The sequence below is a fragment of the Pseudomonas sp. BIGb0164 genome (assembly GCF_024810135.1).
GTDB lineage: Bacteria > Pseudomonadota > Gammaproteobacteria > Pseudomonadales > Pseudomonadaceae > Aquipseudomonas.
The window spans coordinates 342,241-357,429 of the sequence record NZ_JANUEA010000005.1; the positions used below are offsets into that span (position 1 = coordinate 342,241).

General features: G+C 60.8%; 9 protein-coding genes. 2 read left to right on the forward strand and 7 right to left on the reverse strand.

What is annotated here, in order from left to right; genetic code table 11:
• The first annotated feature begins 104 nt into the window (after positions 1-104).
• A complete protein-coding gene (locus M2394_RS15850; RefSeq protein WP_259173103.1) occupies positions 105-5,972 on the forward strand; it encodes a dermonecrotic toxin domain-containing protein in 5,868 nt (1,955 codons plus the stop codon).
• 6 nt (positions 5,973-5,978) lie between these two features.
• Here the strand turns inward: M2394_RS15850 and argR are convergent, their stop codons facing one another.
• From argR to acs, 7 genes are all read right to left on the reverse strand, one after another.
• Positions 5,979-6,959, reverse strand: a complete 981-nt coding sequence (argR, locus tag M2394_RS15855) for a transcriptional regulator ArgR (protein ID WP_259173104.1) — start codon at positions 6,957-6,959, stop codon at positions 5,979-5,981.
• Between the two features lie 246 nt (positions 6,960-7,205).
• Entirely contained in the window at positions 7,206-7,970 is a 765-nt protein-coding gene (locus M2394_RS15860) for an ABC transporter ATP-binding protein (RefSeq protein ID WP_016973723.1), read from the reverse strand.
• 27 nt (positions 7,971-7,997) lie between these two features.
• A complete protein-coding gene (locus M2394_RS15865) occupies positions 7,998-9,110 on the reverse strand; it encodes a succinylglutamate desuccinylase/aspartoacylase family protein (protein WP_259173105.1) in 1,113 nt (370 codons plus the stop codon).
• Position 9,111: 1 nt separating this feature from the next.
• Positions 9,112-9,810, reverse strand: a complete 699-nt coding sequence (locus tag M2394_RS15870; RefSeq protein ID WP_176997965.1) for an ABC transporter permease — start codon at positions 9,808-9,810, stop codon at positions 9,112-9,114.
• A complete protein-coding gene (locus tag M2394_RS15875) occupies positions 9,807-10,496 on the reverse strand; it encodes an ABC transporter permease (RefSeq protein ID WP_016973726.1) in 690 nt (229 codons plus the stop codon). The genes M2394_RS15870 and M2394_RS15875 overlap by 4 nt, the downstream gene beginning before the upstream one ends.
• A gap of 91 nt (positions 10,497-10,587) precedes the next feature.
• A complete protein-coding gene (locus M2394_RS15880) occupies positions 10,588-11,373 on the reverse strand; it encodes an ABC transporter substrate-binding protein (RefSeq protein ID WP_178925467.1) in 786 nt (261 codons plus the stop codon).
• A 706-nt stretch (positions 11,374-12,079) separates the two neighbouring features.
• Positions 12,080-14,035 carry an acetate--CoA ligase gene (acs, locus tag M2394_RS15885; RefSeq protein ID WP_176997966.1) on the reverse strand — a complete coding sequence of 652 codons (1,956 nt, stop codon included), beginning with the start codon at positions 14,033-14,035 and terminating at the stop codon, positions 12,080-12,082.
• A gap of 396 nt (positions 14,036-14,431) precedes the next feature.
• Between acs and M2394_RS15890 the strand changes: the two genes are divergently transcribed.
• Positions 14,432-14,701 carry a DUF2790 domain-containing protein gene (locus M2394_RS15890; RefSeq protein WP_178925465.1) on the forward strand — a complete coding sequence of 90 codons (270 nt, stop codon included), beginning with the start codon at positions 14,432-14,434 and terminating at the stop codon, positions 14,699-14,701.
• The last annotated feature ends 488 nt before the right edge of the window (positions 14,702-15,189 follow it).

Below are 15,189 nucleotides of genomic sequence, written 5' to 3' on the forward strand. Positions count from 1 at the left end.
CGACAAATACCATCGCAATGGCGCAGTTTAAACTAACTATCTAGAGCCGACGGGGTGAAACACGCTGATCTACTGATGTGCTTTCCTGCCATCAGAGATTGAGCATGAGCACACCCTCCTCCTCCCGCCAGCCCGACAGCCACTACCAGCTTCTCCGAAACGCCATCCCAAGCTGGATAGGCAAGGCCTCCAGCGCCAAACAGCACGCCCTGGCCCGCGCCCAACCCCGGCCGTTGCCCGCCAACGCCGCGCTCAAGCGCCTGAACGCGGAGCACTGGAACGCTCAAAATGCAGTGGATGACGCACTCAAACACGTCAAAGGTCCCAAGGACTTTGCCCGTCAGGTACTTGAAGAGGCCCTGAAAACGCGCCACGGCCTGAACCTCAACAGTGAAACCGTGTTTCTGCGCCTGTACATCCCCCAGCACACCCCCTGGTTTTCGATCCCTTCCGGGGCTGCGCGCACCTGGACCGTGTCGTTGCTGGACGCGGCCTTGCATAACTTCGAACACGACGAAACCCTTGAAGGCGCCTTCGAACCCGCCTCGACGTTCATCACCACACCCTCCGATACCGGCCAGTTCGACACGCTGCCCGGGATCCGCGAAAAAATCAGTGTGAGCATCTTCACCCGCCTGTGCCGCGAACTGGATATCGGCGCGCGCTACCAACGCTATTTGCGCGAGCAACTGGGCCTCGACGAACCTGTCAGCGCAGCGGTGCTTGAGCATAAGGTCACCGTCAGCCAGAAAGCGGCCTTGCGGGCGGCCCTGCAACTGGCCCGTGCGCGGGGCGACATCGGTGACGACTTTGCACAGCAGGTGCAAGAACTGCTGGAAGGTCGCCCCACGCTGAAGCTGGGCAACCTGGCGCTGCGCTGCCACGCTTTAACGATGATGGACGTGCCGCTGACCGGCATCCTGCTGCTCGCCCCCGACCTGGAACACACCCGCTCCGTGCAGCGCCTGCTGGCCTATATACCGGACGACCCGCAGCATCCGCTCAAGGAATATGCATCGCCACTGGCGTTCAAGCAGGCCCTCACGCAGCAGTTGCGCAGCACCGACTACCAGGCTTTTTTCAGCCGTTTCGTCGCCCATGACCAGCGTGGGCGCTTTTTTGCCGACCTGAGCCAGCGCCTGGGCCGAGTCACCTGGCACCCGCCCGAGCGTGGCAGCAACCTGGCGCCGTGGCGCAATCAGCCGACCGATGACCCCAGGCTGCGCTTTGCCGCAGACGTGATCCAGGGTGAGCCGTGGCAACACGCCTATCAGCAAAGGCTCAACCAGATTCTCAACGATGCGCGAACCCAGGCCGTGTCGACGGCCGACGTCGACCGCAATGCCCGCTGGGCGCTGTGGGACTCGTTCGTCAATGTCGCGTCGTCCATCCTCAACGCAGCCTTACTGATAGTCGCCCCGTTTATTCCGGGACTGGGAGAGTTGATGCTGGGCTATATGGCTTATCAACTGCTCGACGAGGTATTCGAGGGCGTCATCGACTGGGCAGAAAACACTACGCGGGAGGCCTTCACCCACTTGATGGGTGTGCTGCAATCCCTGGTGGAACTGGGTGCCTTCGGCGTGGGCAGCACGATCGGCATCGCCGAACTGCGCAAGGTGCTACCGACACAGGTGGTGGCGTTCATCGACCGCTTCAAACCGGTGACCCTCGCCAACGGCAACAGACGTTACTGGAAACCCGACCTCAGCGCCTATCAACGCGACCTCAGCGTGCCACCTCGCCTGGGTATCAACGAACACGGTTTGCACACCGTGCGTGGCGAATTGATCCTGCCCCTGGATGACAAGCTGTACGCCGTGGAACCGGTTGAACACAGTACGCACTACCGCCTCAAACACCCCACACGCCCAGAGGCCTATCAACCCCTGGTTCGGCATAACGGCGCAGGCATCTGGCACACCGAACTGGAGCGCCCCCTGCAATGGGACCGCAGCACCCTGCTGCAGCGCCTGGGCCACAATGCCGAGGGGTTGAGCCTGGCAGACCGTGAACAGGCCCTGGGCATCAGTGGCGTACAGGAAGACGCCCTGCGCAAGGTGCACGTCAACAGCCTGCCCCTGCCGCCCTTGCTGGACGACAGCCTTGCACGCCTGCGCATAGACCGTGACCTCACACGCCTGATCGACAGCTTGCGCAGCGACGACCCGGCGGTATACGGCAGCATCGACCCCCAGGACACATTGCAACTGCTGACCACTTACGGCAACTGGCCGAAAGAGAAGTCACTGCTGTTTCTTGACAGCCGGGGCCAGGTCACCTGGTCCTTTGGTGACACGCGCAAACCCCGGGTGCAAATCCATGAAGCGCAGTTGAAAAACGGCGACTTGCTCAAGACCATCCTCCAGAGCCTCACCCCGGATGAACTACGCGTTCAATTCGACGAACGCATCGGCGACCCGCAGTTGAGCCTGGACGTTCGCAGCCGGCAACTGCGTCAAACACTGGCGCAAAGGGCCGAACACCAACGTGCGGCCTTGTTCGACTCCCGCTATGGCGCCCTGCCCTCTGTGCCAACACCTGACGCGCGGCAGATTCAGCACACCACGGCCGGCCTACCCGTCAGCGTGGCGCAGCGACTGGCAGGCGATGCCAGCGGTGCTGAACTCGAAATCCTCGACCAACGCCGCACGCCTGCGCGCCTGGCGGAGCTGGCCCAGGCAGCCCTGGATGAGGTGCGCCTCAATCGGGCCTATGAGGGCCTGTATCTCACCTCACAACGCAGTGTCGACAGCGATCGGCTGATCCTCAACTCCCTGCGGCTGCAACCTGGCTGGTCGGATCAAGTCCGGCTGGACGCACGCCACCACCGCCACGAAGGGGCCTTGTGGAACAGCATCGGCCCGGCTGATGCCCCGATCCGTCGCACACTGGTGCGCCTGGGTTCCGGCCTGTACGTGCCCCATGACGGCAGCCAAACCTTGTCCGGGGAAACCGACCTGTACAGCGCGATCCTCCACGCCCTGCCTGATAAGCAACGCCAGGCGTTGAACATCGACATCCATGACAGCCCCGAGCTGCGAAGACGCCTGGCACACCAGCCGCTGCCACGCGAAGTGGTACGTGCCCAGATGGACACCCCTCAATCGCGCCCTGTGCACCTCGAAACCCTGCGCCTGCTCGGCAACACCGAGGGCTACACCGCAGAACCTGCTGCCCCGGCCCAGCCTGCGACGCCGTTGCAACGCGCTCGCAGCCTGTTTCCGATTCTGAACGAGCAACAAGCGCAGCAGTTGATCGACCAATTGGCCGCGCCTCCCGGCGACGCCAGCGCGGCACTCGCCTTGCTGGAAACCGAATATCAGGACCTGGACACGTCGCTGGCCACCTGGCAACGCACCCTGCCCTCGCAACATCCCGACACTGGCACACCGCTGAGCCCGAGCCGGCGTCGTTATGAGCGACAAAACCGCGCGCATATCGCCGAGCAACTGCGGCGCTGCTGGCGTCGGGAAACCGAGGCTGACAACTACTACGAGGACCCGGCGCGCGACGGCTTCACGCTGCGTTTGAGGTGGCCGATCCTCGGCGAACTGCCGACGCTCGATCACCCGCTGATACACGTCTCCTCCCTGACGTTGATCGGCGCCGACGGCACGTTGGGGGTTGCGCGTTTTATCGAGGCCTTTCCAAGCCTGCGCCACCTCGAAATCAGGGACATCCCCCTCGGCGACCTCCCTCCCTCAATCAACAACCTGCCCCATCTGCGCATCGTGAGCCTGGATAACTGTCGCATCACCCTCAGCACCGCCAGCGCCGCGCGCCTGGCCGCCCTGAGCGACCTGCAGGGGCTCAACCTGCATCAGAACCCCTTGGGGCAAGTGCCAGACCTTCAAGCCATGCGTGACCTGCAAGACCTGGACCTGTCCGAGACGGGCATTGAGCACATGCCCGTGGGCCTGCTCAACCTGCCCGACCTGGAGACTGTCTTTTTGAGCGGCAACCAACTGCGCGAACTGCCGCCGAGCCTGTTTGAACTGCCACCTGCGGCCAGCCAACGTTTCGATCTTTCGGGTAACCCGCTTACGCAGCCCACACTGGAGCGCATCAAAGCCTATTACCAACAGCATGGCATCCACTGGGAGGCCGACGCTGCCGAGGTTGACCAACGAGACGCGCGCCTGCTGTATCCCTCGCTCAGTCATGATGCCCTCAATCAATTCATCTTCAGCCTGCCGGGCGACATCGAAGCCGGGCGGCGCGAACTGGCACGGCTGGCAGACGAGCTGAAGACCTTGCAGAGCGAATTGACAGGCTGGTCGAGTGCTCCGGGACTCTCCGGGCTGGAACACGCCAGGCGTCAGTCGCTGCACCGCGTGCTGGAAAACAGCTGGCGCCGGGAAACACCCCAGGATACGCGCTTGATCCATGCCTTGAACTTGCCCGCAGCCCTGGCCGGCGACCTGCCGACACTGAGCGCACAGTTCAACCACATCGGTTACCTGAGCCTTGAAGGCAACGGCGCCCCCATGCAGCCGGAGGCCTTTCTCAAGAGCTTCACTGCACTGGACATTCTCAGTATCCAGAACGCACAGCTGGGGGACATTCCCGCCTCGGTGTTCGACCTGCCCAAGCTCACGCACCTGGGCCTGACGCGCTGCGGCATCACACTGTCGCAGACCAGCAGGAATGCACTCGCGGGGATGACGCGCCTGGAGCACCTGGACCTGTCCTACAACCCTCTGGGCCTGGTGGTGGACTTTCAGCGCCTGGCCCACTTGAAGGATATTTCGCTGCAAGGCAACGGCCTGCGACAAGTTCCTCCGGGCTTGTTGACCCAGGACCGCCCGATGGCCATCAACCTCAGCCACAACGCCATTACCGAACTGCCCGAGGCCAGCTTTACGCTGCCTGTCAGCGCCACCTACCGTTTCAACCTCTATTCCAACCCGTTGTCGCGCCGCAGCCTGGACCTGATCAAGGCCTACTGCCAACGCACCGGTGAATTCTTCAACGCCCAAAGCCCGACGACCGAACGTGAAAGGGTCGAGGCGCTGTACCCGCTGCTGTTGGAAAAAGAAGCGGACCGGTTTGTCTTCACGCTACCCGGGCACATGGATGAGGTCGCCGCCTACCTGACGCACCTGGAAGCCGAGTATGAACAACTGACGACGGACCTGGAGCACTGGGTCCTGGACGTTCCGCAACGCCATCCCATCCTGGACATCCCCTTGGATGAGGACACACAAGCCCGGGAGCAATTGCAACGACGTGCTTTCAAAACACTGCTGGAGCAGGCATGGCGCCGCGAAAGCGCAGAAGACGATGAAAGCCTCGACGATGAACTCACCCACAGCCTGAACCTCGATACACCGATCATGGGCGCGTTGCCACAGCTGAGTGCACGGCTTGAACATATCTCACGGTTCGAAATGAACGGCGACGGCACGACCACGTCGCTGGACGGCACGCTGCGTTGCTTTCCCAACTTGCAGACACTGAATGTGCGCCGCTGCCAGCTGCAGACCCTGCCCACTGCGCTGTTCAACCTGCCCAAGCTCTCCAGCCTGGAAATGAACGAGTGTGCAATCACCTTGACAGCAGACAGTGCACGGGCCATCGCGGACTTGAGCGCAATGGAGTTTCTCGACCTTTGCGACAACCCGCTGACGTTGTCTCCTGACGTCAGCTGCATGAGCCAATTGGTGGCACTGCATTTGCGCGCCACCCACATCAGCACGGTGCCCGCAGGGGTGTTCCAACTGACCGAACTGCAAACCCTGGACCTGAGTGACAACCTGATTACGGAGATTCCGCCCGACCTGCTGGAAATGATTCCTGTGTTTCACGATGACAGCGACCTGAGCGGCAACCCGCTGTCGCCCGAAAGCCTGGACTTGCTCAGGCGCTACTTCCAGCGCACGGGCAACGAGTTCCAGGTGATCGAAGCCACTCAAGACGAACACGGCAATCCACTGCCGTCTCCCCAGGCTCAACCACAGGAGGAGTGAACCGGCTCAACCGCGCTCGGCGGGCACCGAGGACAGTTCGAACGGGCTGCTGCTGCGGCGCTGGTTGCGGTCTTCGCGGGGGGTGGCGCCGAAGAAGTTGCGGTAGGCGCTGGAGAAATGCGGCCCCGAGGAGAAGCCGCAGGACAGGCCGATCTGGATGATCGACTTGCTGGTTTGCATGAGCATCTGGCGGGCCTTGTTCAGGCGCAGTTCCAGGTAATACTGGCTGGGGACGCGATTGAGGTATTGCTTGAAGATGCGTTCGAGTTGTCGTCGCGACACGCACACGTGCTGGGCGATTTCGTCGGTGGTCAGCGGCTCTTCGATATTGGCTTCCATCAGCAGAACCGCCTGGGTCAGCTTGGGATGGCTGGAACCCAGGCGGTTTTGCAGCGGAATACGCTGACGCTCGCCGCCTTCGCGGATGCGTTCGACCACCAGTTCTTCGGAGACGGCGCCAGCCAGTTCGGCGCCATGGTCACGGGCCAGTACTGCCAGCAGCAGGTCGAGCACCGACATGCCGCCACAGGCGGTGAGGCGGTCGCGGTCCCAATCGAACAGGTGGCTGGTGGCGATGACCTTGGGGAAACGTTCGGCGAAATCGTCCTGCCAGCGCCAGTGCACCGCGGCGCGATAACCGTCGAGCAGGCCGAGCTGGGCCAGCGGGTAGACCCCCGCCGACAGGCCGCCGATCACACAACCGGCGCGCACCAGCTGCTTGAGGGCGGTGCTCAGTTGCGAAGCGATGACGGTGGGCGGTTCGTCCGCCAGCAGGAACAGCTTCTGGAACCCTTCCAGCTTGCCGGCCCATGGCTCGCCCGGCAGTTGCCAGGCGCCTTCGGTGGCGGGCTCGGCGAGCAGGAATGACAGCTCGTAGACCACTTCCGGATGCACCCGCTGGGCAACGCGCAAGGCCTCCTCAGCCAGCGCAAGCGTCAGGGCTTTTGTGCTGGGCCAAATCAGGAAACCAATTCGATGGGCGGTCATGGGGAGCTATCCGAAGCGAGTAACGGTAATGAAGACAAAGGCCAATGCTAGCCGGTAAACGAACACAAATCTCAAAACATGTGGAGATCCAATATGGGAGCTGGCTTGCCTGCGATAGCGGTCGGTCAGTGGGCACATCTGTTTCTGATAGACCGCTATCGCAGGCAAGCCAGCTCCCACAGGGGATTGAGGTCAATTTCAAAGCTGTGAAGCATGCACTACTTCAGTGCACAAAAGCAGCCTTGATTATTTCAAACTGCCGGACAAGAACTGCTGCAAACGCTCGGACTGCGGGTTCACCAGCACTTCACGCGGGTTGCCGCGCTCTTCGACGATGCCTTTGTGCAGGAACACCAGCTGGTTCGACACTTCACGGGCAAAGCCCATTTCGTGGGTCACCACCACCATGGTGCGGCCTTCCTGGGCCAGGTCCTGCATCACCTTGAGCACTTCGCCGACCAGCTCCGGGTCGAGCGCCGAGGTGGGTTCGTCGAACAGCATCACCTCAGGCTCCATCGCCAAGGCACGGGCGATCGCCACGCGCTGCTGCTCGCCACCGGACATGTGGCCGGGGAACGCATCCTTGCGATGACCCACGCCGACTTTGGCCAGGTAATGCTCGGCCTTTTCACGGGCCTCTTTCTTCGACACACCCAGCACATGCACCGGGGCTTCCATCACGTTTTCCAGCGCGGTCATGTGGGACCACAGGTTGAAATGCTGGAACACCATGGACAGGCGCGAACGCATGCGCTGCAGTTGCTTGGGGTCGGCAGCCTTCATGGCGCCGTCCTTGTTGGCCACCAGTTTCAGCTCTTCGTTGTTGAGCAGAATCTTGCCGGCGTGGGGTTGCTCCAGCAGGTTGATGCAGCGCAAAAAGGTACTTTTGCCCGAACCACTGGAACCGATGATGCTGATCACATCACCGGCCGCGGCGGCCAGGGACACACCTTTGAGCACTTCATGACTGCCATAGCGTTTATGCAGGTCTTGGACTTCAAGTTTGTACATGCGGTCGGTTCTCACAAAAACAGGTGGTCAGTCGTTGAGCAAGCGCCCGTGACGCAGCGCTTCGCGCCCCGCCACCTTGGCCAGCCAGAAACCCGCTTGGGCATAACGTAGCCGTTCAACGGCAAACAACACCCCGGACGTGCCCGCGCAGACAATGCTCACGCGGTCGGTCAGAGGATCAATCACTTCAAAAATCGCCTCGCCTTTTTCGATCCAGTCACCGGCTTTACGCAGGTAGCTGATGACCCCGGCGTGAGGGGCGAACAGCAATTCAGTGCCCTCGAAGGGCAAGCCTTCACAGGGTTCAAATTGTGGTGCGGGCCATTCGCCTTTGATCAAGCCTTGTTCGGCCAGGAACGCGAGGATGCCTTCAGCGTGGAAGATCGCCTCGTCGCGCCCGGTGTCCGCCTGGCCACCCAGTTCCAGGGTAGTCGCCAGGCACGCCAATGGAACCTGCGCCTCGGGGAACGCCTGGGACAGGCGTAACCACGGCAACGAGCAAGCTTCATCGAACGAGCTGCCGCCGGAGTCTTCCGCCAGCAGGCCGACTTTGACATTCAGGTGCGCCGACAGCGAACGCCACTGCGGCCAGTGCTGGGGCAGCGCGTACATGTGCAGTGCGGCTTCGGCGTCGCAATGCAGGTCGAGCACCACGTCGGCGGTACAGGCGTGGCTGAGCAACAAGCGCTGCATGCCTTGCAGCTGACTGCTCGGCGCCGGTAAGGCGTTGAGCACATCGCTCATCGCCTGGCGGATCAGGCGCACATTGGCATGGGGATCATCCCCCAGCTTGCCCTTGAGCAACTCGGCCACCGGCTCGCTCAACTCGACGAAATCACGGTTGAAATTCTTGCCGCTGCCGATCTCGAAACGGCCCTGGTGGCTGCCTTGCAGCAACTGCCCCAAGCCCATCGGGTTGGCCACCGGTACCAGCTCGATCACGCCATTGAGGGCGCCTTGCTGTTCCAGCTCGGTGAGGCGTTTTTTCAGCTCCCACGCGGCGCGCATACCGGGCAATTCATCGGCGTGCAGGCTGGCCTGGATATAGGCCTTGCGCTCGCCACTGCCGAAACGGAACACGCTCAGCTGGCGCTCGCAGCCCAGGTGACCCCAGGGCAACCGATGATCGATACGTTCCATATCAATGCTTCCGTGGGGCCAGGTAGCTCAGCCAGCGGCCTTCGGCCATCTTGAACAAGCGCACCAGGATGAAGGTCAGGCACAGGTAGAACACGCCGGCGGTGATGTAGGCTTCGAACGGCAGGTAGAACTGGGCGTTCACCGTGCGCGCGGCACCGGTGATGTCGATCAGGGTGACGATGGAGGCCAGGCTGGTGGTCTGCAGCATCATGATCACTTCGTTGCTGTACTGCGGCAGTGCGCGGCGCAGGGCCGACGGCAGCAGGATGCGGCGGTACAGCTTGTAGCGCGACATGCCCATGGCCTTGGCGGCTTCGATCTCGCCATTGGGCGTGGCCTTGAGGCTGCCGGCGATGATCTCGGCGGTGTAGGCGCTGGTGTTGATCGCAAACGCCAGGCACGCACAGAACGTCGCGCTGGACAGCAGCGGCCACAGGAAGCTTTCGCGCACCGCGTCAAACTGGGCCAGGCCGTAGTAGATCAGGAACAGCTGCACCAGCATCGGCGTGCCGCGGATCACGTAGGTGAACAACCAGGCTGCACCGTTGACCACCGGCTGCTTGGACACACGCATCAAGCCCAGGGGCAAGGCGGCGAGCAGGCCGAAGAACAGCGAGATGGCGAGCAGTTTCAGGGTGGTCAACAAGCCGCCGAGGTACAGCGGCATGGCGTCCCAAATGACGTTGTAGTCGAAGATCATAGATCAGCCGCCCTTACGCCTACCGAGTAGCGCTTCTCAAGATGACGCAAGGCCAGCAACGAAACGCTGGTGATCACCAGGTACATCGCCGCCACTGCGAGGAAGAAGGTAAAAGGCTCGCGGGTGGCGTCTGCCGCCTGCTTGGCCTTGAACATCATGTCTTGCAGGCCCACCACCGAGATCAGCGCGGTGGCCTTGGTCAGTACCAGCCAGTTGTTGGTAAACCCGGGGATCGCCAGACGAATCATCTGCGGCACCATCACCCGGAAGAACACCTGGAACGGGCTCATGCCATACGCCATGCCGGCTTCGGCCTGGCCCTTGGGAATGGCCATGAAGGCGCCACGGAAGGTTTCCGAGAGGTAGGCGCCAAAGATGAAACCCAGGGTGCCGATACCGGCGGCCAAGGGGTTCAAGTCGATATAGTCGTCGTAGCCGAGCATCGGCGCGACGCGGTTGAGCAGGTCCTGACCGCCGTAGAAAATCAGCAGGATCAGCACCAGGTCCGGGATCCCACGGATCACGGTGGAATACAGGTCACCCAGCCAGGCCAACCAGCGCACCGGCGACAGGCGTAACGCGACCCCGATCAGACCCAGAACAATGGCCAAGGCCATGGACGACAAGGCGAGCTGAAGCGTCAACCATGCGCCATCGAGGATGACGGCCCCGTAGCCTTTCAACATGATTCAGGTCCTCGAAAAGGGGGATGAAAAAATGGCGCAAACCTCAGGAATTCTGTTGCTTGCGCCATTGCGGACAGACAGCTGCGACGAGTTACTTAGGGTCAGCGCCGTAAATATCGAAGTCGAAGTACTTGTCCTGGATTTTCTTGTATTCGCCGTTGGCACGGATCGCCGCGATGGCTGCGTTGATCTTGTCCAGCTCGGCCTTGTCGCCTTTGCGCACCGCGATGCCTACGCCGTCGCCGAAGTATTTGACGTCGGTGAACTGTGGGCCCACGAACGCGTAGCCTTTACCGGCTGGCGTCTTCAGGAAGCCGTCCTGCAGCAGGGTCGCGTCAGCCACGGTGCCATCGAGGCGACCGGCTTCCACGTCCAGGTAGATTTCGTTCTGCGAGCTGTAAGGCACGACGGTGGCGCCTTTCGGAGCCAGGACTTCCTTGGCGAAACGATCGTGGATCGAGCCGCGTTGCACGCCGATTTTCTTGCCTTTGAGTTCGTCCAGGCTGTCGCTGACGGTGGTGCCTTCCTTCATGACCAGGCGCGCCGGGGTCAGGTAGTAGCGAGTGGTGAAGTCCACGGACTTCTTGCGGTCTTCAGTGATGGACATGGACGACAGGATCGCGTCGATCTTGCGCACTTTCAGCGCCGGGATCAGGCCGTCGAACTCTTGCTCGACCCATACACACTTGACCTTCATCTCTGCGCACAGGGCGTTGCCGATGTCGTAGTCAAAACCCACGATGCTGCCATCCGGCGCCTTCGAGGCAAACGGAGGGTAAGCCGCTTCGATACCAATCTTCAGGGGCTTCTCATCAGCGAAAGCCTGCATGGACAGCACGGACAGCGCCAGGGCGCCCAACAGCACGAGTTTCTTCATCTTGGGACTCCATCGGTATAGGGCAAAAAGCAGTATGAGCCGGGGCCCACGATGCGACTTAAGTGAAACCGAATAGCGGTGCTGCGTCCTACGCGGGCTATACGCCTGCGACGACGAGCGAGTGATCGGCATTCTAACGACAGGCCGGAAGCCGATATTTCCTCAATGCGACAACAATTTACAGAAGCACTGAGAAAGCGGTTCCAGCACATTGACAGTCCCTGGATTTTATGCAGAGACAAAAGATATTAAACCTGTTGATGCTGCAAATTGCGGGCCTATTATTCGCAAACCCTTCTAGCACGGCAAGTCTGGCGTTTAATCTTATTTCTGGGGGTGTCTGGAACGGGGGTTTTCGGGGCACTGGCGTAGCACATTGCCTCATGTTTGGGCGTAGGGTTACACATTCAGGGGGCGCGGTAACATTCAGAAACTTCCCACAAGGGAAACCGATATTTATTGGCCTCTGCGTTGAGTAACGCCGTCAGACAGCCCACCGACCTTGATTTGAGATGCACGCCAACTGTGGGAGCTGGCTTGCCTGCGATGGCAATCTGTCAGTTAGCCCACCTATGCCTGATACACCCTCATCGCAGGCAAGCCAGCTCCCACAATGACCCGGTTTCTTCAGTGGTATCGAACCGCGCCTCACAAAAAAGCCCCATCCGGCCTACACCGAATGGGGCTTTATCTGACCAGCCTCGCTTTACGCGACGTTCATGGTCTTGTGCGTTTCAATCAAATGCGCCACCACGCCCGGATCGGCCAGGGTGGAGATATCGCCCAACCCGTCATATTCCGCCGTGGCGATCTTGCGCAAGATACGGCGCATGATTTTCCCCGAACGCGTCTTCGGCAAGCCCGGTGCCCACTGGATCACATCCGGCGAGGCAATCGGCCCGATCTCCTTGCGCACCCAGTTTTTCAGCTCCAGGCGCAGCGCTTCGTTCGGCTCTTCACCGTTCTTGAGGGTGACATACACGTAGATGCCCTGCCCTTTGATGTCATGGGGCACACCGACCACCGCCGCTTCGGCGACTTTCGGGTGGGCGACCATGGCGCTTTCAATCTCGGCGGTGCCCATGCGGTGGCCGGACACGTTCAGCACGTCGTCCACACGCCCGGTGATCCAGTAGTAACCGTCCTCGTCACGACGCGCACCGTCACCGGTGAAGTACATGCCACGGAAGGTCTTGAAGTAAGTATCAACAAAGCGGTCATGGTCGCCGTACAGCGTACGCGCCTGGCCCGGCCACGAATCGAGGATCACCAGGTTACCCTCGGCCGCCCCTTCGATCAGGTTGCCCAGGTTATCCACCAGCGCCGGCACCACGCCGAAGAACGGCCGTGCCGCCGACCCCGGCTTGAGCGCATGGGCGCCTGGCAGCGGGCTCATCATGTTGCCGCCGGTTTCGGTCTGCCACCAGGTATCGACGATCGGGCAACGGGATTGGCCGACATTCTTGTAGTACCAGTCCCAGGCTTCCGGGTTGATCGGCTCACCCACCGACCCCAGCAGGCGCAGGCTGCTGCCATCGGCGCCTTCCACGGCCGCGGTGCCGGAAGCCATCATCGCGCGGATGGCGGTCGGCGCGGTGTAGAGGATGTTGACCTTGTGCTTGTCGACGATCTTCGCCACCCGGGTGATGTCCGGGTAGTTCGGCACGCCTTCGAACAGCAAGGTGGTCGCGCCGTTGGCCAGCGGGCCGTAGACGATATAGGTGTGGCCGGTGACCCAGCCGACGTCGGCGGTGCACCAGTAGATTTCGCCCGGGCGGTAGTCGAACACGCGCTCATGGGTCAGGGCCGCGTAGAGCAGGTAGCCGCCGGTGGTGTGTTGCACGCCCTTCGGCTTGCCGGTGGAGCCGGAGGTGTACAGGATGAACAGCGCTTCTTCGGCGCCCATCTCTTTAGGCGCGCACACGGTGCCCGCCACTTTCATCAGGTCTTCGTACCAGATGTCGCGGTGCTGGTTCCACTTGATGTTGCCATTGGTGCGCTTGCACACGATGACTTTCTGGATGCTGTTGGTTTCCGGGTTGGTCAGGGCGTCGTCGACGTTGGCCTTGAGCGGAATTTTCTTACCGGCGCGGATGCCTTCGTCGGCCGTGATCACCACCTTCGATCGACAGTCAATGATGCGACCGGCCAGGGCTTCCGGCGAGAAGCCACCAAACACCACGGAGTGGATCGCACCGATGCGGGTACACGCCAGCATGGCGACCACGGCTTCGGGGATCATCGGCATATAGATAGTCACCACGTCGCCGCGGTGCACATCCTGGCCGCGCAGGGCGTTGGCGAACTTGCAGACTTCTTCATGCAATTCGCGGTAGGTGATGGTGCGGCTTTCGGAAGGGTCGTCGCCCTCCCAGATGATGGCTGCCTGATCGCCGCGCTCGGCGAGGTGACGGTCCAGGCAGTTGTAGGAAACGTTCAGGGTGCCATCGGCAAACCATTTGATATCGACATGGTGATCGTCGAAAGAGGTCTGCTTCACCGCGGTGAAAGGCTTGACCCAGTCAAGGCGCTTGGCTTGCTCGCGCCAGAAACCGTCGGGGTTGACCACCGACTGCTGGTACATGGCCTTGTAGGTCGCCTCGTCGGTCAGCGTGTTGGCTGCTACTTCGGGGCGAACGGGGTACAGGGAAGCCGCACTCATCTTTCTTACCTCGGTGACAATAGTTGTTTTTGTATGCCCCGTTGTAGCCGGGGCTGCCCCATAGAACCATTCGACGATGGTAGTAACAAGCCCCTACATTTTGCCCTGCTATGTGCGTTCACGGCTCTGGCCCGCAGCCCGTGGCGCTTTGCGCCTTGATGAAAAAAGCTTTACCACGGGATTGTTACAAAAACCGCCAATAGTGTTTATCAAAAGCACGGGTATATGAATATAACCCGGGAGCCTAAAATTCATTCCGTCAACGCGACACTGTGATTAACAACGTAACAGCCCCCACGAAGGCAACGTTAATCCGAACTTTCCAACCCCAAGTTACACACGTGGCCTCACAAGGGCCCCGTGACCCACTTCGACCTCAATAAGGTAAATAGAGAAATGAAAGCTTTAGTAGTTATGGCCCTCAGCAGCTTGTGCGCCACCGCCGCCCTGGCCGACGAGGCCGCGACTGACGTAGCTGGCCGCAATACCCCGATTGTTGAAGACTACACTTACAGCACCCACCTGGACGTTGCCAAAGTAGTGTCCATGAGTACGGTTCCAGAAGTCTGCGAAGTTGTACCGGTACAAATGGAATATGAAGACTCGCAAGGCCAACGACATATTCTTAAATACCAAGTCATGGGCAATGGTTGCTCTAACGGATAACAACTTCTCAAGTTCGCTGTAAACCCGGATCTTGGCCGCCGCAAGAAATCGTTCTTGCGGCCAAGAACCCTCCCCCTGAATTCCCCTATCCCAATGTGGGAGCTGGCTTGCCTGCGATGGCGGTAGCCGCCACACCGATGCAATCAGCTACACCCCCTCCTCCAGGCTCAACAAAATACCTCCACCGCCTGTCACCCCACCAAACCCCTGTAAACCCTCACTCTGGCTCAAATAGCAGGCTTTTTGTCTGTGATCCGAGACCATCCGCCGCAACACAAACCCGATTTTTTCCCTATAATGCGCGGGTAAATCGGGCCTGCAATATCCCTTTACACTGGGATGAAGAGCCAGACCTGAGGCCTCCGCTGGAGCATGCACCTAGCGCTCCGCACCTCAAGCCTCACGCAGAACCCGTAACCCAATTCCGTTTATTTGCCTGCGCGAGCTGTTGCAACAAACGATTCCTTAAGATCCACCGCGGCCTCAGG

Bases quoted from the DNA above. Each gene is read 5' to 3' on its own strand.
- M2394_RS15850 (WP_259173103.1), top strand. From the start codon at position 105: ATGAGCACACCCTCCTCCTCCCGCCAGCCCGACAGCCACTACCAGCTT.
- argR (WP_259173104.1), bottom strand. From the start codon at position 6,959: ATGACCGCCCATCGAATTGGTTTCCTGATTTGGCCCAGCACAAAAGCC.
- M2394_RS15860 (WP_016973723.1), bottom strand. From the start codon at position 7,970: ATGTACAAACTTGAAGTCCAAGACCTGCATAAACGCTATGGCAGTCAT.
- M2394_RS15865 (WP_259173105.1), bottom strand. From the start codon at position 9,110: ATGGAACGTATCGATCATCGGTTGCCCTGGGGTCACCTGGGCTGCGAG.
- M2394_RS15870 (WP_176997965.1), bottom strand. From the start codon at position 9,810: ATGATCTTCGACTACAACGTCATTTGGGACGCCATGCCGCTGTACCTC.
- M2394_RS15875 (WP_016973726.1), bottom strand. From the start codon at position 10,496: ATGTTGAAAGGCTACGGGGCCGTCATCCTCGATGGCGCATGGTTGACG.
- M2394_RS15880 (WP_178925467.1), bottom strand. From the start codon at position 11,373: ATGAAGAAACTCGTGCTGTTGGGCGCCCTGGCGCTGTCCGTGCTGTCC.
- acs (WP_176997966.1), bottom strand. From the start codon at position 14,035: ATGAGTGCGGCTTCCCTGTACCCCGTTCGCCCCGAAGTAGCAGCCAAC.
- M2394_RS15890 (WP_178925465.1), top strand. From the start codon at position 14,432: ATGAAAGCTTTAGTAGTTATGGCCCTCAGCAGCTTGTGCGCCACCGCC.